We start from the raw sequence: 20,447 nt of genomic DNA, 5'->3' as shown, positions 1-20,447 counted from the left end.
TGAATGAAAAGGCGGCTACCTGCGGGTAGCCGCCTTTTTTTGTGGATGGCGTTTGCGGGGAGTTTCTTCAGCCTTTCATTTTTGTGTTGCCTGGCCTGACGTCATCGCGAGCAAGCTTCGCTCCTACAGAAGCAGGATCGCCGCATTCCGCTTTACGCTTCCGTAGGAGCGAGGCTTGCCCGCGATAAGGCCCGCCCAACCACACCACAAGACTCCCGGACGATAACGATTCATGTAGCCGCTGCCGCAGGCTGCGATCGACCGGCACGGTCGCGGCGTTCTGGAGGCCTCTGGAAGTTCGGCGGAAGATCGGGAACCAAGGCCCTGCGGGCCTTATCGCAGCCTCGCGGGCTCGGCAGCGGCTACAGGCCAATGTTGATCCGAGATCGGTATTGCCCCGGGCAGCAATCTCCTTCCGTAGGAGCGAGGCTTGCCCGCGATAGCCCCCCCTAATCACCACAAGGCCCCCGGACGATAACGATTCGTGTAGCCGCTGCCGCAGGCTGCGATCGACCGGCACGGTCGCGGCGTTCTGAAGACTGCTGAAGGTTCGGCGGGAGATCGGGAACCAAGGCCCTGCGGGCCTTATCGCAGCCTCGCGGGCTCGGCAGCGGCTACAGGCCAATGTTGATCCGAGATCGGTATTGCCCCGGGCAGCAATCTCCTTCCGTAGGAGCGAGGCTTGCCCGCGATAGGCCCCCCTAATCACCACAAGGCCCCCGGACGATAACGATTCGTGTAGCCGCTGCCGCAGGCTGCGATCGACCGGCACGGTCGCGGCGTTCTGAGGACCGCTGAAGGTTCGGCGGGAGATCGGGAACCAAGTCCCTGCGGGCCTTATCGCAGCCTCGCGGGCTCGGCAGCGGCTACAGGGCCAGTGTCGATCCGAGATCGGTGGGGCAGCGGCTACAGCGAAAATTCCTACAACACGCGTCGACTCCCATCACCTTGTCCCACCGGGCCCCGGACTCTATGGTTTGGCCTGTCACTGCCAATTCAGTGACAGGGCGTAGGAACCCTTTTGATGACCCTCGGCGCGTACGCGTCCCGACTGATTGCGGCCCTTTTAAGGTGTCCGTAAGATCAGCCGCGGCGGCTGTGCGCGGGCACGTTTCGACGTGGCCGAGTCCCTGGGTATTCGGTTCCTACCCCGCGCACGGCTGCCACCCAAGCCCGTAGGAAGGCTGTTGGCGGCTCAGATCCCTACCCGGAGCCAGTTCAATGAAAAAAGTCGTTCCCGATCCGCCTACACTGCCCACCAAACCCCGCCGCTACATGGCCCTGACCAGCAACGACTGCACCATCCCCGCCTTGCTGATCGACACCGAGGCGCCGCTGGATGTGTTGCACGAAGCCGCCGCCCACCGCATCCGTGCGGCGATCCAGCTGCTGGAAAACATCGCCAGCGACGCCAACCTGCACAGCAACCCGGCACTGCTCCAGGATTTCGCCCAGCTCTGCGTCATCCCCCTGCGCGATGGCTGCGACCTGCTGGACGTACTCGGCCGGCGCCTGCAGGAACAACTGCTGAGCTGAACCTCGATCCGGGGCCGGCGGCCGCCAGCCGGCCCTGCGCCGACGCTATCCTCAACCCGGCCATTGCAAAGGGACATTAGCCCATCTGTGCTAATCGACCCTCCCCTACCCCGGCGATATAGTGCCAACCACTCACTCGCTCTTCTCAACACCGCCGCTGCGCGGTGTCGGGGTCGGCTGCGCCGTAGAAAACACAACAACGCCAAGGAAGAATCACCATGAACCTCCACCCCACTGCTCGCCCCCTCGCCCTGCTCAGCCTCCTGGCACTCGCCCTGGGCGGTTGCGCCATTGCCAAACCCAGCAACGACGACCTCAAGAACCGCGCCCAGACCACCCTCGGCAAACCCGTGACCACGGTCTCCAATGTGCGTAGCGACGCGTCCCAGACCTACTTCACCGCCAGCACCAGCAACGGCGAATACAATTGCGTATTGCCCAGTGGCGGCATGGTCGCCTTCGCCTCCATGGGCGGCGTCGTAGCGCTCCCCGCCGAGTGCACCAAGCAGTAAGCCGCGGCCCATCGTCGATGGTTCATGGCGACCACTTCACACTGTGAAACAGGGCCTGCGGATGTCCGGCCACAGCACCCGGAGCGGCCACGCGGCGCTGCTCAGCTGGAAATCCGCGACTTCAACAGCCAGGCCTCGAAGGCTGCGGCGCTGAGCGGCCGGCTGATCAGGTAGCCCTGGGCCGTGTCGCAGTGCCAGCGCTCCAGCAGGCGCAGGCTGCGTTCCTGCTCCACCCCTTCGGCCACCACCTTGAGCCCCAGGTTGTGGCTCATCTCGATGGTGGAGCGCACGATCACCGCGTCGCCGCTGGTTTCGTCGAGGTTGCGGATAAACGACTGGTCGATCTTCAGCTCCTGCACCGGCAGCCGCTGCAATTGCGCCAGCGACGAATAGCCGGTGCCGAAGTCGTCCACCGACAGGCTGATGCCGCAGTCGCGCAGGCTCTGCAACACCTCCAGCGCCTGCTCCGGGTGGCGCATGATGGCGCTCTCGGTGATCTCGAAAATCAGCTGCTCGGCGGACAGTCGATAACGTTGCAGCAACACGCTCACCCGCGCCGCCAGGTCGTGGCCATGCAGATCGTCCGCCGAGATGTTCAGCGACAACTGCAAATGCAGCCCACGCATGTTCCATTCGGCCAGTTGCCGCATGCCTTCCTCGATCACCCACAGGGTCAGGCTGTTCATGCTGCCGGTGCGCTCGGCCAGGGGGATGAACTCCGCCGGCGAGACCATGCCGAACTCCGGGTGCTGCCAGCGCAGCAAGGCTTCGGCCTGGTGCACATGGCCATGGCGCAGGTCGAGCTTGGGCTGGTACAGCAAGAACAGCTCGCCTTCCGCCGCGGCCCGGCGCAGGTCGCGGATCAGCCCGATCTGGCGCTGATGGGCCAGGTCGCGATCCTGCTGGTAGATCTGCAGGTAACCGGGCTGGGCGGCCGCGTCGTGGCGGGCGATGGCGGCGCGGCTGATCAGTTCTTCCGCCGACTGCCCGTCGGTGGGATAGACCGCCACGCCGATGCACACCTGGCGCTGCACTTCATCGCCATGGATGGTCTGCGGCCGGCTCAATAGCGCGTGGAGCCGATCGGCCATGGCCACCGCGCCATCGATCTCGGTGTTTTCCAGCAGCAACAGGAACTCATTGGCGGTGATCCGTGCCGCGGTGTCCCCGGTGGACACCGTCTCCGACAGCCGCCGGCTGACTTCGCGCATCATCTGCTCCACCCCTTCCGGGCCCAGGCCTTCGTTGATCGCCCGATAGTCCTCGATACCCAGGTACAGCAGCACCACCTTGCGCCCGGCGCTGATGGCATTGCTCAGGCGCTCCATGGCCAGCGCCCGGTTGGGCAGGCCGGTCAAGGGATCGTGCAGGGCGTTGTGGGCCAGTTGCAGCTCGCGGCTGGCAATCCCGCTCTGCATGGCGTTGATCGCCTCGGCCAGCAAACCGAACTCGTCGGTGCGCTTGAGCACCACCGGCACCTGGTAGTTGCCGGTGCCGATGCGTTGGGCAGCCTCGGCCAGCACATTCAGCGGCCGCGACACCCGCCGCGCCATGAACAGGGCGCCGGCCAGCGACACCACCAGTGCTGCCAGGGCGATCGCCAGGAATTCCCGGTCCAGCGGCGCGAAAGCCTGCAAGGCGTGATCCAGCGGGCTTTGCAGCAACGCCAGAACCTGGGGGTCGTCGGGATCGTCGGTGTTGGCCAGTTGCAAGGCCTGATTGAGGAAGCGCTTGCCGTGGGCATCGCTCAACTGCGGTAGCGCGCGCCAGGACAAGTTGCGCAGGGTGGTGATGATGGTGGCCCAGAAAATATCCGGCTGAGTGCTGAACAGCTCCCCGGCGCGTCCGTCCTGCAGGGTGAGGAAAGACACTTCCAGGTTGCTCATGGAGCGCAGCTCGCTGGCGAACAGGTCGTCCATGCGAAACGCCATGACCACCCGGTTCATGTGCATCGGCGTCAGCACCTGCCCCTGGACCAGCAGATAAGGCTGGCCCTTGAGCGCGACGATCAACATGCTTTTGTTCTGCCGCAGGGCCATGCGCAGCGCGCGGTCGTAAGGGAAATGCTCGTGCTCGGCGATCGCCCCCAGGGTGCTGGCGATCACCGTGCCTTCGGCGCCGAGCACGAACAGCTCGCTGCCACGGGTGCCAGTGCCATGCTGGCGCAGCGCCTCGAGAATCTGCTGCGAGTCGCCGCTGATCACCGCCTGGCGAAACTGCGCATCCACCACCAGCCAGTCCACGCCATAACGCAAGCGCCGGCCGCGCAGTTCGAGCAGGCGTTCGAAGACCCGGGTGCCGGTTTGCAGCTGCACTTGCGCCTGGTTTTCCACTGCATGGTTGGTCGCGGCCTTGACGGCGAAGTACACCACCCCGATCACGATCAACAGCAACAACGCCAATACCCCAGTGATCCTTACCTGGAACGTATGGCGCCACTTCATGAGCCGGCTCTCGTCGCCGCGACCTCACTGTTGTCGACTCTGCACACCCACGGCGACACCCGCCGCTCCCCGCTGAAAAGTCCCTTGATCATTACGCGTCCCTCTGGGCAGCTAAAGATGCGTCAAATAAATGCCATTTCCCTGACAGCATTTAATCGGTCCAGATTAGACCGCCAAGACAAGAAGATCACGCAATAAAATCAGGGGGTTTACAATGTCATTTTTCTGTCGCCGCCAATTTACCAGCGTTCCTGCGCAGAAATGACAGCCTCGCCCTCGCCGTTTTGGAGGATGCACCGCGTCGCGGCGACAAGGACTGAAATAATTGATCCGGCCCGCCCGCCATTGAAACCGCTCGTCACCTGCCCCATCTAACCTGGCATACCCCATTGCGCAGGTGCCCCATGAGCGACCAGCAAGAACTTCCTGAAACCATGAGTGAATACGCCGACCCGGAAAACGCCGAACTCCATACATCCTCCGGCAAGGGTCTGGCCCTGCCCGGGCAGAATCTGCCGGACAAGGTCTACATCATCCCGATCCACAATCGGCCGTTCTTCCCCGCGCAAGTCTTGCCGGTGATCGTCAACGAAGAACCCTGGGCCGAAACCCTGGAATTGGTGAGCAAGTCCGAACACCATTCGCTGGCGCTGTTCTTCATGGACACCCCACCGGAAGACCCACGGCATTTCGACACCTCGGCCCTGCCGCTGTACGGCACCCTGGTCAAGGTGCACCACGCCAGCCGCGAAAACGGCAAGTTGCAGTTCGTGGCCCAGGGCCTGACCCGCGTGCGCATCCGCACCTGGCTCAAGCACCATCGCCCGCCGTACCTGGTGGAGGTCGAGTACCCGCATCAGCCGAGCGAGCCGACCGACGAGGTCAAGGCCTACGGCATGGCGCTGATCAATGCGATCAAGGAACTGCTGCCGCTCAACCCGCTGTACAGCGAAGAGCTGAAGAACTACCTCAACCGCTTCAGCCCCAACGACCCGTCGCCGCTGACCGACTTCGCCGCCGCGCTGACCTCGGCCACCGGCAACGAACTGCAGGAAGTGCTGGACTGCGTACCGATGCTCAAGCGCATGGAAAAAGTCCTGCCGATGCTGCGCAAGGAAGTCGAGGTCGCGCGCCTGCAGAAAGAGATTTCCGCCGAGGTCAATCGCAAGATCGGCGAGCATCAGCGCGAGTTCTTCCTCAAGGAACAGCTCAAGGTCATCCAGCAGGAGCTGGGTCTGACCAAGGACGATCGCAGCGCCGACATCGAGCAGTTCGAGCAGCGCCTGGCAGGCAAGGTCCTGCCGCCCCAGGCCCAGAAGCGCATCGTGGAAGAGATGAACAAACTGTCGATCCTCGAGACCGGCTCGCCGGAGTACGCGGTCACCCGCAACTACCTGGAATGGGCCACCGCGGTGCCCTGGGGCGTGTACGGCGAGGACAAGCTCGACCTCAAGCATGCGCGCAAGGTGCTGGACCAGCATCACGCCGGGCTCGACGACATCAAGAGCCGGATCCTCGAATTCCTCGCGGTCGGCGCCTACAAGGGCGAGATCAGCGGTTCCATCGTACTGCTGGTGGGCCCGCCCGGCGTGGGCAAGACCAGCGTCGGCAAGTCCATCGCCGAGTCCCTGGGCCGGCCGTTCTACCGCTTCAGCGTCGGCGGCATGCGTGACGAGGCCGAGATCAAGGGCCACCGTCGCACCTACATCGGCGCCCTGCCGGGCAAGCTGGTGCAGGCGTTGAAAGACGTCGAAGTGATGAACCCGGTGATCATGCTCGACGAGATCGACAAGATGGGCCAGAGCTACCAGGGCGACCCGGCCTCGGCGCTGCTGGAAACCCTCGACCCGGAACAGAACGTGGAATTTCTCGACCACTACCTGGACCTGCGCCTGGACCTGTCGAAAGTGCTGTTCGTGTGCACCGCCAACACCCTGGATTCGATTCCCGGCCCGTTGCTGGACCGGATGGAAGTGATTCGCCTGTCGGGCTACATCACCGAGGAAAAACTGGCCATCGCCAAGCGCCACCTGTGGCCCAAGCAGCTGGAAAAGGCCGGTGTGTCCAAGGCCCACCTGAGTATCAGCGACGCCGCCCTGCGCGCGGTGATCGATGGTTACGCCCGCGAGGCCGGGGTGCGCCAGCTGGAAAAACAGCTGGGCAAACTGGTGCGCAAGGCCGTGGTGCGGCTGCTGGAAGATCCGGATGCGGTGATCAAGCTCGGCACCAAGGACCTGGAAGCCTCCCTGGGCATGCCGGTGTTCCGCAACGAGCAGGTGCTCAGCGGCACCGGGGTGATCACCGGCCTGGCCTGGACCAGCCTGGGCGGCGCCACGCTGCCGATCGAAGCCACGCGGATTCATACCCTCAACCGTGGTTTCAAGCTCACCGGGCAACTGGGGGATGTGATGAAGGAGTCGGCGGAAATCGCCTACAGCTACGTCACCTCGCACCTCAAGCAGTTCGGTGGCGATGCGAAGTTCTTCGACGAGGCGTTCGTCCACCTGCACGTGCCGGAAGGCGCCACGCCGAAGGATGGCCCGAGCGCCGGGGTGACCATGGCCAGCGCCCTGCTGTCCCTGGCGCGTAACCAGCCGCCGAAAAAGGGCGTGGCCATGACCGGCGAGCTGACCCTGACCGGGCATGTCCTGCCCATCGGCGGGGTGCGCGAGAAAGTCATCGCGGCGCGCCGGCAGAAGCTCTACGAGCTGATCCTGCCGGAAGCCAACCGCGGCCACTTCGAAGAGCTGCCGGACTACCTCAAGGAAGGCATCACCGTGCACTTCGCCAAGCGTTTCGCCGATGTGGCGAAAGTGCTGTTCTAAACGCTGTTCTGTAGGAGCGAGGCTTGCCCGCGATGAGGACAACGCGTTGTGCCTGATGCACCGCGTCATCGTTTATCGCGGGCAAGCCTCGCTCCTACAGAATCGCTACCCCACCACAGATTCCCCCATCTTCGGTTATGCTCGCCCTTTGTCATGACCGGAGCTTTCTGACCCATGTCACCGATTCGTCTGTTGCTACCCCTCAGCCTTGCCCTGCTCGCCGCCTGCGCCAGCCAACCCAAGCAAAACGTCACGGTCGAGAACCAGAGCGAATGCCCAGTGCAACTGAGCAACGGGCAAAACCTGATCCTGACCCTGCCGAGCAACCCGACCACGGGTTATCGCTGGGCGATCCAGGACTCGGCCGGCGGCGTGCTGCGCAAAGTCAGCCCCGAGGTCTACAGCAATCCCGAAGACAGCGGCCTGGTGGGCAGCGCCGGCCAGTCCACCTGGCGCTTCCAGGCCTTCGCCGCCGGCACCGGGCGCCTGTTGCTGACCTATCAGCAACCCTGGGCCCCGGAAGTCGCACCGGTGAAAGCCTTCGACTGCGCCATTTCGGTCAAGTGACATGGGCTGGCTGATCCTGGCGCTGATGGGCGCGGCGACCTTCCTCTACGGCCTGAGCATCCACGCCACCCTGCTGTGCCTGCTGGTCAAGCCGCTGCCGGTGCTGGCCCTGCTCGGCTGGCTGCACGATGCACCTCCCGGCGACTATCGCCGCTGGATCAGCCTCGGCCTGTTGTTCTCCCTGCTCGGCGACGTGCTGCTGGCCTGGCCCGCCGACCTGTTCGTGTTCGGCCTCGGCGCCTTCCTGGTCGCGCACCTGGCCTATCTCAAGGCCTATACCAGCGATTGCCGGCGCCTGGCGCCCGTCCCCCTGCTGCTGGCCCTGGTCGCCGGCGCGGCGTTGCTGGGCCTTCTGATCAGCCATGGCCTGGGCCCGTTGCTGGTGCCGGTGATCGTCTACGGCCTGGTCATCAGTGCCATGCTCTGGCGCGCCCTGGCCCGCCTGGGCAGCGACGTGCCCAAGCGCTCGGCGCAACTGGCCGCCGCCGGCGCCGTGGCCTTCGTGTTCTCCGACAGCGTGATCGGCATCAGCCGTTTTGTGGTGGCCTTCGATGCCGCGCCCTACCTGATCATCCTCAGTTACTGGCTGGGGCAATGGGGGATCGCGGCCTCGGCCTTCAGCCAGAAGCCCCGCTGAGCCTATAGCCCTGTAGCCCTGTAGCCGCTGCCGAGCTTGCGAGGCTGCGATCGGTCTGGGCGGCATTCCGACGAAGCGGCCGTAAAACCGGCCGCCGCGGTCCTTCAGATAAACTCCATGCGCAGGCCTTGCGAGGACTGCGTCCTCATGCGCAGCCTCGCGGGCTCGGCAGCGGCTACAGGGTCACAGGTGGGGCATCCACCTTGTGTCGCCCTTACGGCCCCAAAGGCCCTTCGGGCCTTATCGCAGCCTGCGGCAGCGGCTACAATGCCGGCCCTCTTTCTATCTCCACCGCTGGAACCGCCGTGAGCAAAGAACCCGACCGCCTTTTCGCCCAGCCCCTGGCCCAGGTGCCCGACTTCGCCTTCAACGAAGACGTGGTGCGGGTGTTCCCGGACATGATCAAGCGCTCGGTGCCGGGTTACCCGACCATTGTCGAGAACCTCGGCGTGCTCGCCGCCCAGTTCGCCCAACCCAACAGCGTGCTCTACGACCTGGGCTCGTCCCTCGGCGCCGTGACCCAGGCCCTGCGCCGCCATGTGCGCACCGACGGCTGCCGGGTGATCGCGGTGGATAACTCGGCGGCCATGGTCGAGCGCTGCCGCGAGTACCTCAACGGCCAGGACTCGATGTTCCAGGAGCTGCTGCCGGTCGAAGTGATCGAAGGCGACATCCTCGCCCTGGAGTTCCAGCCGGCCTCGGTGGTGGCGCTGAACTTCACCCTGCAGTTCATCGCCCCCGAACAGCGCCTGGCCCTGCTCGGGCGTATTCGCCAGGCGCTGCTGCCCGGTGGCGCGCTGATCCTCTCGGAGAAGCTGCGCTTCAATGACCCCGAGGAGCATGCGCTGCTCACCGACCTGCACATCGCCTTCAAGCGCGCCAACGGCTACAGCGAACTGGAAATCGCCCAGAAACGCAGCGCCATCGAAAACGTCATGAAGCCCGACAGCCTCGAAGAACACCGCGAACGCCTGCTGGCCGCCGGGTTCTCGAAAGTCGTGCCGTGGTTCCAGTGTCTTAACTTTGCCTCGTTGATTGCCTTGCCATGATCGATCTGTCCCCCCTCGCCCGCCGCCTGGCCGGTACGCCGCTGGCCGACTGGGCCAACACCCTGCAAGCGCAACTCGACACCAAGATGGAAAAGGGCCACGGCGACCTGGAGCGCTGGCAGAGCGCGCTGGACGCGCTGCCGAAGATCCAGCCGAGCACCATCGACCTGCTCAATGGCCTGACCCTCGACACCGACTGCGACGACGCCACCCGCGCCCAGATGCGCAGCGCGCTGATGGGCCTGTCGCCCTGGCGCAAAGGCCCGTTCGACCTGTTCGGCGTGCACGTGGACACCGAATGGCGCTCGGACTGGAAGTGGTCGCGGGTCGCTCCGCACCTGAACCTGCAAGGCAAACGCATCCTCGATGTCGGCTGCGGCAACGGCTACTACATGTGGCGCATGCTCGGCGCCGGCGCCCACAGCGTGATCGGCGTCGACCCGAACTGGCTGTTCTTCTGCCAGTTCCAGGCGGTGCAGCGTTACCTGTCGGAGCCCGCGGTGTGGCACCTGCCGTTCCCGTTCGAGGACCTACCGCCCAACCTGGAAGGCTTCGACACGGTGTTTTCCATGGGCGTGTTCTACCACCGCCGCTCGCCGATCGAGCATTTGCTGGCGCTCAAGGACTGCCTGGTCAAGGGCGGCGAACTGGTGCTGGAAACCCTGGTGGTGGAAGGCGACCAGCATCAGGTGCTGGTGCCGGAAGACCGCTACGCGCAGATGCGTAACGTGTGGTTCCTGCCGTCGGTGCCGGCCCTGGAACTGTGGCTGCGCCGCGCCGGCTTCAGCGATGTGCGTTGCGTGGATGTGAGCGTAACCAGTGTCGAGGAACAGCGCGGCACCGAGTGGATGAAGTACCAGTCGCTGAGCGACTTCCTCGACCCGAACGACCACAGCAAGACCATCGAAGGCCTGCCGGCGCCGATGCGCGCCGTTATCGTCGCCAGGAAATAAATGCCCCACACCGTGTAGGAGCGAGGCTTGCCCGCGATAGCGATTTCAAGCGTCACGCCAGGTTCGAGGTATGCATGGCCCGGGCTGGCGTCATCGCGAGCAAGCTTCGCTCCTACAGAAGAGGAAGGTGCTCAGTTGCGGCTGGCGCGGCGTGCCTTGAAGAACTCGCTCAACACCGCGCCGCACTCTTCGGCCAGCACCCCGCCCTCGACCAGCACCCGATGGTTGAGAAACCCCTGGCTGAAGAACTGCCCCTGGCTCTGCACGATGCCCGCCTTGGGCTCCAGCGCGCCGTACACCACCCGGGCGATACGCGAATGCACGATCAGCCCGGCGCACATGCTGCACGGTTCCAGGGTCACGTAGAGGGTGCTGCCGGGCAGGCGATAGTTGTCGACCGCCTGGGCCGCGGCGCGGATCGCGACCATTTCCGCGTGGGCGCTGGGGTCGCTGCCGCTGATCGGGCAGTTGTAGCCGCGACCGATGATTTCCCCGTCCTGCACCAGCACCGCGCCCACCGGCACCTCGCCCAGGGCCGCGCCCTGGGCGGCCAGGGCCAGGGCTTCACGCATGAACTCCTGGTCGCGGCTGCGATCGATGATCCGGGCGGGGCGAATCTGCCGCATCAGGCCACCTCGATGGCGGCCATCAGGCCGGTTTCCATGTGGTCGATCACATGGCAATGGAACATCCACACCCCCGGGTTATCCGCCACCAGCGCCACCCGGGCACGCTCGTTCTTACCCAGCAGGTAGGTGTCGGTGAAGTACGGGGTGATCTTCTTGCGGTTCGAGGCGATGACCTTGAAGCTCATGCCGTGCAAGTGGATCGGGTGCTGGTACTGAGTCATGTTCTTCAATTCGAAAATGTAGCTCTGGCCCTTCTTGAGCGTGGCGATCGGGCGGTCGGCGCAGGTCTTGTCGGTGATGTCCCAGGCCTTGCCGTTGATCTGCCAGAGGCTCGGTGGCCTGCCATTGTCCACGTTCACCGAGACCGAGCCAACCCACTCGAAGTTGAAGTTGAGCTTCTCGGCGTTATCCAGGTCCGGCTCGGCGATCGGGTTGGCTGGCAACGCCGGCGGCCACTCGGTCGGCGCGTCGCTGTTGGCCACCGAACGCAAGGTGCCCAGGCGCACCGGGCCGTTGCGCAGCGACAGCTCTTCGCCGGCCGGCGGCGCCTTGATCGCCAGGCAGATGCGCATGCCCGGCCCCAGCCAGTATTCCTTGCCCAGCGGCCTCGGCTCGATGGGGTTGCCGTCCAGGGCATAGATCTGCGCTTCGACACCGGGGATGTTGATGCGGTAGGTCAGGGTGTTGTCGAGGTTGAGCAGGCGCACGCGGGTGATCTGCCCGGCCGGGATCTCCACCACCCCCTGGGACACGCCGTTGATGGTCGACAGGCGCCCCGCCGTGCCACCACGCGCCGCCTCGCGGGGGATGCTGAACGGCACGAAGGCGCCGGCTTCATCCACATGCCAGCTTTTCAGGCTCAGGGTGCGTTCGTACTTGAAGCCGGTGGGCTCGCGCTCTTCGATGATCAGCGGGCCGACCAGGCCGCGGCCCAGTTCTTCGCTGCTGTTGACGTGGGGGTGGTACCAGTAGCTGCCGGCATCCGGCACGCGGAACTTGTAGTCGAAGTACTCGCCCGGCATGACCGGCAATTGCGAGACGTAAGGTACGCCGTCCATTTCCAGCGGCAGGCGGATGCCGTGCCAGTGGATGGTGGTGGCCACCGGCAGGTGGTTGATGAAGCGCACCCGCAGCCACTCGCCCTGGCGCACCCGCAGCTCGGTGCCCGGCGCGGAAGGGCCGAAGGCCCAGGCTTCGGTCTTGTGGCCCGGCACCAGCTCGACGTCCAGCGGCGCGGCGATCAGTTGATAATCGTGGCCTGCCTCGGCGTCGGCCATCTTGCCCAGCCAGTAACGCGACGCGCCACCGGCGCCCACGCCAACCACTGCAAGACCGGCCAGACCACCGAGTATCTGTCGACGGGTAAAGGACATGGACTCAACTACCTCACGTATCCGCGGCGGGCCAGGACCCGCAAAAGGCGAATACGATACACCCGCAGTTGAGAAACAGTAAGGGCGGCGCGGCAAGCGGCCGCAGGTGGGTGGGGCCATGACATGTGAAGAAAAAAAGGCGCTGATCATTCGGACGCTATCGCGAGCAAGCTCGCTCCTACAGGGGAATATGCAGTCCTGTAGGAGCGAGCTTGCTCGCGATCGAGTGCGCAGCACTCGCATAAACCCAGGCTCGACAGCGGCTACGCAGATAACCCGACAAGCAGATGCACCACGCCTCCCGCCAGCGCCATCGTCCCGAGCACGCCAGCGCTGCGTAAGGCCACAACATCGAGCAAGGTCGGATCATGCAATTCCACCCGCACCCGGGTCAGGGCCACGCGCTGCCGGGTCTTGAGGTTGTTCGCACCGCCCAGCGCCGCAATAACGGCCTCGCCCAGGGCGGCGTCATCCTTGGCCTGGGTTGTGGTTTTCGGCTGGTCAGGCACCAGGTCCGGGGTCAGGGCCTTCCAGAACGCCCGCTGCAATTTCTCGAACATGTTCAGTTCTCCAGAACCAGTGAAGGGGCCAGCGTCGACTGTTGATGCTGGTGCAAGGCGTCGCGTACCTGTTCGGCGCTTTCCAGGCCGAGAATGCGTCCGGCAAGGGCCTGGCACTGGCTCAGCTCGACCTCGCGCACGCGGGCCTTGATCGCCGGAATCAACGGCACGCTGACCGACAGTTCGTCCACGCCCAGCCCCAGCAGCAGCGGCACCGCCAGGGTTTCCGAAGCCAGCGCCCCGCAGACGCCGACCCACTTGCCGTGGGCATGGGCGGCCTTGACCGTGGAGGCGATCAGGCGCAGCACCGCCGGGTGGAAACTGTCGGCCTGGCTGGCCAGGCGCGGATGATCGCGGTCCATGGCCAGGGTGTACTGGGTCAGGTCGTTGGTGCCGATGGAGAAGAAATCCACCTCCGGCGCGAACAGGTCGGCCAGCAGCGCCGCCGACGGCACTTCGATCATGATCCCCAGCTTCGGCAACTCCTTGAGCCCCAGGGCCAGGGCTTCGTCCTCCAGCATCTGCCGCGCCTGCCGCAATTCCGCCAGCTGGGTGACCATCGGCAGCATGATGTGCAGGCGGGCCAGGCCGGCGCTGGCGAGAATCGCCCGGAACTGTTCGCGCAACAGCTGCGGGCGCTCCAGGCACAGGCGGATCCCGCGCATGCCGAGGAAGGGGTTGGCTTCAGGCTCCATCGGCACATAGGCCAGCGGTTTGTCGCCACCGACATCCAGGGTCCGTACCACCAGGTTGCGCTCTGGCCCCAGGGCCCGGGCGATGGCGCTGTAGGTCGCGGCCTGTTCTTCATGGCTCGGGGCGACGCTGCGGTCCTGGTAAAGAAACTCCGAGCGCAGCAGGCCGACGCCCTCCCCGCCCAGGTCCATGGCTTGCTCGGCCTCGGCCAGCGAAGCGACGTTGGCCGTCACCTCGACATGATGGCCGTCGCGGGTCACCGCGGCCTCGGCGGCCTGTTCCAGCTCCTGGCGCTGGCGCTGCTGTTGCTGCTGACGCCGGGCCTGCAACTGCTCGATCACCGCCAGCTGCGGGTCCAGGTGCAATTCACCCTGGTCGGCATCCAGCAGCACCGGCGTGCCGCTGGCCAACGCCAGTACCTGTACCGGCAGGCCGCAGACCGCCGGCAAGCCCAGGGCCCGGGCCAGAATCGCCACATGGCTGGTGGCGCCACCGCCGACCGTGGCAAACCCCAGCACCTTGCGGGTATCGAGGCCGGCGGTCTGGGACGGGGTGAGCTGCTCGGCAATCAGGATCGCCTGCTCCGGCAGGACCCAGGCGCTGTCCTGCACGCCCAGCAGTAACTTGAGCACCCGCTGCCCGACATCCATCAGGTCCAGGGCGCGCTCGGCCAGCAACGGATTGCCCAGGCCCTTGAACAGCTCGGCGGTGGCCTCGGTGGCGCTGTTCCAGGCGAATGCCGCGCTTTTGCCATCGGCGATCAGGGCATGGGCCTGCTCCAGCAGGCTCGGGTCTTCCAGCAGTTCCTGGTGAGCCTTGAAGATCTCGCCCTGGGCGGTGCTGGCGGCCTTGTCCCGCAGGACTTGCAAGGCCTCGGTGGCCTGCGCCAGCGCCCGCTCCAGCAGCTCGCGTTGCGCCGCCTGATTGGCGGCGAGTTCGATAATCTCGAGCTTCTGCTCGGCCACCTGCACCACCTGCCCGAAGGCCGACCCCGTCGAGGCGCAGACGCCCCGCAGCAACTTGCCCGATGGCGCGGCAACCGGCGCCACAGGTTTGGCGGCGATCACCGCGCTCACCGCCTCGCCACAACCACTCGCCAGCAACTCGGCCAGGGCCTTGATCGCCGCCTCGGCATCCGCGCCCGCCGCGCTGACTTGCAAGGCATCGCCCTGCGCGGTCTGCAACGCCATGATCGCCACCAGGGACTTGGCGTTGGCGCTGGCCTGCTGCTTGTGCAGGCAGATGCTCGCCTTGAAGCCCTTGGCCGTCTGGGCGAACACCGCCGCCGGGCGCGCATGCAGGCCATTGGGATTAGGCAGCGTCACGGGTTTGGAGAACAGCGCCTCGCCCTCCTCCTCGGGCTCTGTGCTTGGCGCAGGCTCGCCCAGGCCCAACTGCAACAGCGGCTGGCCGCTGTCCACCAACGCGCTGTCCGCGATCAGCCAGGTGAACGGCTCGCCACTGACCACCAGCATCAGCGTCAACAGGCTGCGGGCATGCACGGCGATGTAGTCGGCATCGAACTCGATCAGCGGCTGCCCGGCCTCGACCCGCTGGCCCTCCTGCACCAGGCGGCTAAAGCCCTTGCCCGCCAGGTTCACCGTGTCCAGGCCGATGTGCATCAGCACCTGCACCCCGTTGTCGTCGGTGATGCTCACCGCATGGCCACTGTCCTGCACGTTGCTGACCACACCGGCCAGCGGCGCGCGCAGGGTCTGCGAGGTCGGGTCGATGCACAGGCCGTCACCGATGACCCGGCTGGAGAACACCGGGTCCGGCACTTGCTCCAGGGGCATCAACAGCCCGGACAGCGGCGCGAGCAGTTGCAATTGTTGGGTTGTAGCCATGACTTCACCTGCTGTTTGTTCTTGTAAGTGCCGATGGAGCGCGAGCCCCGACAGCATCGCTTATTTCCACCAGTACTCGACCTGCAATCCGACGTTCGCGCCATGCCTGGCGGTGCCGAAGGCGCCGGTATCGGACAGCGCCGAACCCGCCGCCAGCTCATTCGCCGCGCGCTTGGCGGCCTGGTTCCAGCTGGCATAGGTGTAGTACAGGCGCACCTCGGGGCGCGCCCAGAATTCCGGGCCCTTGGGCGACCAGGTCGGGGCGAAGGTGAACTTGCTGAGCTTGCGCGTGCCGCCGGGGGCCTCGACCTGGTCGTGGCCCAGCTCGGTGACCAGCTTGAACTGCTCGCTGATCGCATAGGCCGGGCGGATACCCAGGGAGATCCAGTTCTGGTCGTTACCGTCGGGGCGGATGTCTTTCTGGTAGATCGCTTCGACCTGCCCGCCAAAGCGCGGGGTCAGTTGCCAGTCGAAGAACTCCACCAGCCGGTAGCTCTTGTTGCTGTCGTCCAGTTGCACATTGCCGGTGTAACCCAGCCCGGTACCCGGGCCTTCGCCGTACTGCAACGCCAGCTTGTTCTTGCCGCCCAGGAAGTCCTTCTGCACGTGCTGGGCGGTGATCGCCCAACCCCGATGGGCGTCGCGGCTGTCGGGCTTGTCGATGTAGCTCAGGCCCAGCTCCAGCTCGCCGCCGGGGTTGGTCTTGAAACCGGCGACGTTGAAATCGTGCCGGTTGATGTAGTCCTTCTGGTACAGGTTGTCCTTGCGCGAGAAGGCGTAGCTGTATTTCAGGTCGCCGATCAGCACGTCCTCGATACCGCCGCCGGTGGCGCTCTGGTTCCAGTAGTAGAAGTCGGAGATATGGATGTCGTTACGCTTGTAGTAACGCCGGCCAGCCCACAGCGAGCCGCCATTGAGGCTGGGCATGTTCGACCACTGGGCATACATCTGCGGCATGCGCGCCGAGCCGTTGTCGCCCTGGAAAGTCAGGCTGCGGTCGTACTGGTTATAGAGCGACGCCATGGCGTCGACGCTGAATACCGAGCCGTCGTCCAGGGTGTAGAGGTCCTGGCGCAGTTCCAGCTCGGCGTACTGTTCGCACTCGTTGCCCAGGCGGTATTTGGACTGGGCGCCGGGCAGTTGGAAACACGACTGCGAGCTGCTGTTGACCGAGGTTCCGAGACCGCTGCGCAGGTAACCGGCGAACTCCAGGGCCTGGGCCGGGAACGGCAAGGCCAGGCAGACGCAAGAGGCTGCAAGGCCGCGATTTATTGTTGTTTTCATAAGCCACCCCATTATTTTTATTCTGTGTGTGCCCCGCAGGCGCCCCCCTACCGGCGAGCGAAAGCTCGCGGTGTGCCGGGCACGCCGCGCTCATGCGGGGAAGGTTGTCAGCGGTCGATCAGGTGCAGGACAAAGGACTCGTAAGGCCGCAGGAACAGCTGGCGGCTGCGGGTTTCATGGTCCGCGTAGTTGCTGATGACCAGGCGCTGCTCCATGCGCTCGGTCATCACTCCCTCCGGCAACTGCACTTCGCAGGCGCTGCCGTAGAAATTGTTCACCACCAGCAGGCGCTCGCCCTGACCCTCGCGCAGATAGGCCCAGACCTGCGGGTGCTCGGCCAGCAGCGGGCGATATTCGCCGTCCTGGATCAGCGGCTCGCGACGACGCAGGGCAATCAGCTGGCGGTAGTGGTGCAACACCGAATCCGGGTCTTCGAGCTGCTGCTCGACGTTGATTTGCGCGGCACTGGCCGGCACGCCGATCCAGGGTTCGACGCTGCTGAAACCGGCATGGGCCCCGGCATTCCATTGCATCGGCGTGCGCCCGTTGTCCCGGGACTTCTGCATGATCGCCGCCATGTTGTCCGCCTCGCTGTCACCGGTTTCGCGCTTGAGGCGGTAGATGTTCAGGGTCTCGACATCGCGGTATTGGTCGATGTGGGTAAAACCGGGGTTGGTCATGCCCAGCTCCTCGCCCTGGTAGACGAACGGCGTGCCCTGGAGGAAGTGCAGCGCAGTGGCGAGCATCTTCGCCGAAACCACCCGGTATTCGCCGTCGTCGCCGAAACGCGACACCACCCGTGGCTGGTCGTGGTTACACCAGAACAGCGCGTTCCAGCCACCGCCGGCCTGCATGCCGCTCTGCCAGTCGGAGAGGATGCGCTTGAGCTGGAGGAAGTCGAAATCGGCGCGAATCCACTTCTGCAGGTTCGGGTAATCGACCTTCAGGTGGTGGAAGTTGAAGGTCATCGACAGCTCTTTCGACTCGGGCTGCGAATAACGAATGCAGTGCTCGAGGCTGGTGGAGGACATCTCGCCGACATTGATCAGGTCAAAGCCCTCGAAGACCTCGCGATGCATCTGCTGCAGGTACGGGTGCACGTTCGGGCCGTCGGTATAGAAGCGCCGGCCATCGCTGGCGTCTTCCGGGAAATCGGACGGCTTGGAGATCAGGTTGATCACGTCCAAGCGGAAGCCGCCCACGCCCTTGTCGCGCCAGAAACGCATCATCTTAAACACTTCGGCGCGCACCCGGGGGTTGTCCCAGTTGAGGTCGGCCTGGGTGTGGTCGAACAGGTGCAGGTAGTACTGGCCGGTCTGCGCTTCGTACTCCCAGGCGGAACCGCCGAACTTGGACTCCCAGTTGTTCGGCTGGTCGCGCCAGATGTAGAAGTCGCGGTACGGGTTGTCGAGGCTGCTGCGGGCCTGCTGGAACCACTCATGTTCGATGGAGGTGTGGTTGACCACGATGTCCAGCATCAGCTTGATGCCGCGCTTGCCGGCCTCGGCGATCAGCAACTCGCAATCGGCCATGGTCCCGTAGCTCGGATCGATGGCGTAGTAGTCGCTGATGTCGTAGCCGTTGTCGCGCTGCGGCGAGCGCAGGAACGGGGTGAGCCACAGGCAATCGACACCCAGCCAATGCAGGTAGTCGAGCTTGTCGACCACCCCCAGCAGGTCGCCGGTGGCCTGGCCGCTGTGGCTGTAGAAACTCTTCGGGTAGATCTGGTAGATCACCGAACGCTGCCAGTCTTGCATGGCGGGCTCCTTCAATGGGTTGGGTACTGGCCTTGGGGGCCTTATCGCGATCTGTCAGGCGACGCGATACCCCGGCCGGATGATCTTCATGCTCAAGCCGCAGGTCAGTACGAACGGCACCACCAGGGCGACGACCATGCCGACCACGAACATCGGGATGTACTGGGGAATGATCGAGATGAACCCCGGCAGCCCGCCGACGCCGATGGCCGAGGCCTGGACCTTGTTCAGCGAGAGGAAAATGCTGCCCAGCGCCGAGCCGATCAGCGCGGCGTAGAACGGGAATTTGTAGCGCAGGTTGACCCCGAACATGGCCGGCTCGGTGATGCCGAAATAGGCGGAGATCGCCGAGGTCGAGGCCATGCTGCGGTCCCGTGCGTTGCGGCTCATGCTGAACACCGCCAGCGCCGCACTGCCCTGGGCCAGGTTGGACATGACGATCATCGGCCAGATGAAGGTGCCGCCCTGGGTCGAGATCAGTTGCAGGTCCACGGCGAGGAACATGTGGTGCATGCCGGTGATCACCAGCGGCGCGTAGAGCAGGCCGAAAATCGCCCCGCCGACCATCGGTGCCAGCTCGAACAGGGTGACCACGCCTTCGGTGATCAGGATCCCCAGGTGCCGGGTCACCGGGCCTATCACTGCCAGCGCCAGCACGCCGGTGACCACTATGGTGGTGATGGGCACGACCAGCAGGGTGATCGCGTTCGGTACCCGCGCCCGCAGCCATTTTTCGATGACGCTCATGACGTAGGCCGCCAGCAGGATCGGCAGGATCTGCCCCTGGTAGCCGACCTTCTCGATCTGGAACAGGCCGAAGATGTCGAAGTACGGCAGGCTCTGGCCCTCCAGCCCGGCCACGGCCTTGCCGTAGTTCCAGGCATTGAGCAGGTCGGGATGCACCAGCATCAGGCCCAGCACGATGCCGAGGATCTCACTGCCGCCAAAGCGCTTGGCCGCCGACCAGCCCACCAGTGCCGGCAGGAATACGAAGGAGGTGTTGGCCATCAGGTTGATCAGGCTCCACACGCCATCCAGGGTCGGGTAGGCCTCGAGCAGGGTGCGGCCCTCGATGAACATGCCCTTGGCGCCGATCAGGTTGTTCACCCCCATCAGCAGGCCGGCAATGATCAGCGCCGGCAGGATCGGCATGAAGACATCGGAAAACACTCGCACCAGGCGCTGCATGGCGTTGGTCTTGTCGGCGCCCTTCTGCTTGACGTCGGCGATGGTGGATGCGGCCAGCCCGGTGAGTTGGCGCAACGCGGCATAGACCTTTTCGACTTCGCCGGGGCCGATGACCACCTGGAACAGGCCACCGGTGAAAAACGAGCCCTTGACCAGATCGATCTGGTTCAGCGTCGCGCTGTCCACCAGGCTCGGGTCCTTGAGCGCCAGGCGCAGGCGGGTGACGCAATGCGCGGCTTGTTCGAGGTTGTCGGCGCCACCGAGGCTGTGCAGCAACTCGCTGGCGATCGTGGAGTAATCGTGGCTCATGCTTGTTCTTCCGCTTTGGTTTTTTGTTATTGGCAGCACGCCGAAGCGAAAAATACTCGTCTGTACGAGTTAAATCAACAACTCGTACAGACGAGTTTGTCGGTGCCGCTCCGAAATACAGGTCGCAGTGAGTTTCTTCTGCGCGAGAACCGCTCTAGATCCGTGTTTTCCGGCAGAGCACGCCATGCGCGACAGAAAATTCTTAAACTGCTGTAAGGTATTTCATCGCCAGTTCAACACCCGCAACCAGGCGTTCGACCCCAGCGTCTCAAATAGACAAATCC

15 protein-coding genes are annotated in these 20,447 nt (G+C 64.7%); 7 read left to right on the top strand and 8 right to left on the bottom strand.

What is annotated here, in order from left to right:
* Window positions 1-1,221 precede the first annotated feature (1,221 nt).
* Window positions 1,222-1,536, top strand: a complete 315-nt coding sequence (locus tag NRG23_RS25900) for a hypothetical protein (RefSeq protein WP_028683304.1) — start codon at window positions 1,222-1,224, stop codon at window positions 1,534-1,536.
* Between the two features lie 218 nt (window positions 1,537-1,754).
* Window positions 1,755-2,048: a hypothetical protein gene (locus tag NRG23_RS25895; RefSeq protein ID WP_009050608.1), complete on the top strand. Its 294-nt coding sequence runs from the start codon at window positions 1,755-1,757 to the stop codon at window positions 2,046-2,048.
* A 101-nt stretch (window positions 2,049-2,149) separates the two neighbouring features.
* Here NRG23_RS25895 and NRG23_RS25890 read toward each other — a convergent pair whose 3' ends face one another.
* Window positions 2,150-4,492, bottom strand: coding sequence for a bifunctional diguanylate cyclase/phosphodiesterase (locus tag NRG23_RS25890; protein WP_257372793.1), 2,343 nt, complete (start codon window positions 4,490-4,492; stop codon window positions 2,150-2,152).
* A 404-nt stretch (window positions 4,493-4,896) separates the two neighbouring features.
* Between NRG23_RS25890 and lon the strand changes: the two genes are divergently transcribed.
* The 5 genes from lon to cmoB all read left to right on the top strand — a co-directional run bounded on the left by lon (window position 4,897) and on the right by cmoB (window position 10,523).
* Complete coding sequence (gene lon, locus NRG23_RS25885) at window positions 4,897-7,317, top strand: endopeptidase La (RefSeq protein WP_009050610.1); 2,421 nt, start codon at window positions 4,897-4,899, stop codon at window positions 7,315-7,317.
* A gap of 174 nt (window positions 7,318-7,491) precedes the next feature.
* Window positions 7,492-7,884 carry a protease inhibitor I42 family protein gene (locus tag NRG23_RS25880; protein WP_009050611.1) on the top strand — a complete coding sequence of 131 codons (393 nt, stop codon included), beginning with the start codon at window positions 7,492-7,494 and terminating at the stop codon, window positions 7,882-7,884.
* Between the two features lies 1 nt (window position 7,885).
* Window positions 7,886-8,521, top strand: coding sequence for a lysoplasmalogenase (locus NRG23_RS25875; protein WP_016703470.1), 636 nt, complete (start codon window positions 7,886-7,888; stop codon window positions 8,519-8,521).
* Window positions 8,522-8,826: 305 nt separating this feature from the next.
* On the top strand, window positions 8,827-9,570 hold the full coding sequence (gene cmoA, locus NRG23_RS25870) for a carboxy-S-adenosyl-L-methionine synthase CmoA (protein WP_009050613.1): 744 nt from the start codon (window positions 8,827-8,829) through the stop codon (window positions 9,568-9,570).
* Window positions 9,567-10,523 carry a tRNA 5-methoxyuridine(34)/uridine 5-oxyacetic acid(34) synthase CmoB gene (cmoB, locus tag NRG23_RS25865; protein ID WP_257372791.1) on the top strand — a complete coding sequence of 319 codons (957 nt, stop codon included), beginning with the start codon at window positions 9,567-9,569 and terminating at the stop codon, window positions 10,521-10,523. Before cmoA ends, cmoB begins: the two co-directional genes overlap by 4 nt.
* A 131-nt stretch (window positions 10,524-10,654) precedes the next feature.
* Here the strand turns inward: cmoB and tadA are convergent, their stop codons facing one another.
* The 7 genes from tadA to treP all read right to left on the bottom strand — a co-directional run bounded on the left by tadA (window position 10,655) and on the right by treP (window position 20,163).
* Window positions 10,655-11,149, bottom strand: coding sequence for a tRNA adenosine(34) deaminase TadA (gene tadA / locus NRG23_RS25860; protein ID WP_009050615.1), 495 nt, complete (start codon window positions 11,147-11,149; stop codon window positions 10,655-10,657).
* The gene (locus tag NRG23_RS25855) at window positions 11,149-12,525 is read right to left on the bottom strand and encodes a multicopper oxidase family protein (protein WP_257372789.1); all 1,377 of its coding nucleotides are present in this window, start codon (window positions 12,523-12,525) and stop codon (window positions 11,149-11,151) included. The genes tadA and NRG23_RS25855 overlap by 1 nt, the downstream gene beginning before the upstream one ends.
* Window positions 12,526-12,788: 263 nt before the next feature.
* A complete protein-coding gene (locus NRG23_RS25850; protein WP_028683309.1) occupies window positions 12,789-13,085 on the bottom strand; it encodes a PTS transporter subunit EIIB in 297 nt (98 codons plus the stop codon).
* Window positions 13,086-13,087: 2 nt separating this feature from the next.
* Window positions 13,088-15,625, bottom strand: a complete 2,538-nt coding sequence (ptsP, locus tag NRG23_RS25845; RefSeq protein WP_257372785.1) for a phosphoenolpyruvate--protein phosphotransferase — start codon at window positions 15,623-15,625, stop codon at window positions 13,088-13,090.
* 60 nt (window positions 15,626-15,685) lie between these two features.
* Complete coding sequence (locus NRG23_RS25840) at window positions 15,686-16,909, bottom strand: carbohydrate porin (protein WP_028683311.1); 1,224 nt, start codon at window positions 16,907-16,909, stop codon at window positions 15,686-15,688.
* Window positions 16,910-17,016: 107 nt separating this feature from the next.
* On the bottom strand, window positions 17,017-18,666 hold the full coding sequence (treC, locus tag NRG23_RS25835; protein ID WP_257372784.1) for an alpha,alpha-phosphotrehalase: 1,650 nt from the start codon (window positions 18,664-18,666) through the stop codon (window positions 17,017-17,019).
* 54 nt (window positions 18,667-18,720) lie between these two features.
* Window positions 18,721-20,163: a PTS system trehalose-specific EIIBC component gene (gene treP, locus NRG23_RS25830; RefSeq protein WP_016703477.1), complete on the bottom strand. Its 1,443-nt coding sequence runs from the start codon at window positions 20,161-20,163 to the stop codon at window positions 18,721-18,723.
* Window positions 20,164-20,447 lie beyond the last annotated feature (284 nt).

The sequence above is a fragment of the Pseudomonas sp. T8 genome (genome assembly GCF_024610635.1).
GTDB lineage: Bacteria > Pseudomonadota > Gammaproteobacteria > Pseudomonadales > Pseudomonadaceae > Aquipseudomonas > Aquipseudomonas chlororaphis_I.
The sequence above is the reverse complement of the archived record's forward strand: the minus strand, read 5'-3'. Positions and strand labels throughout refer to the sequence as shown.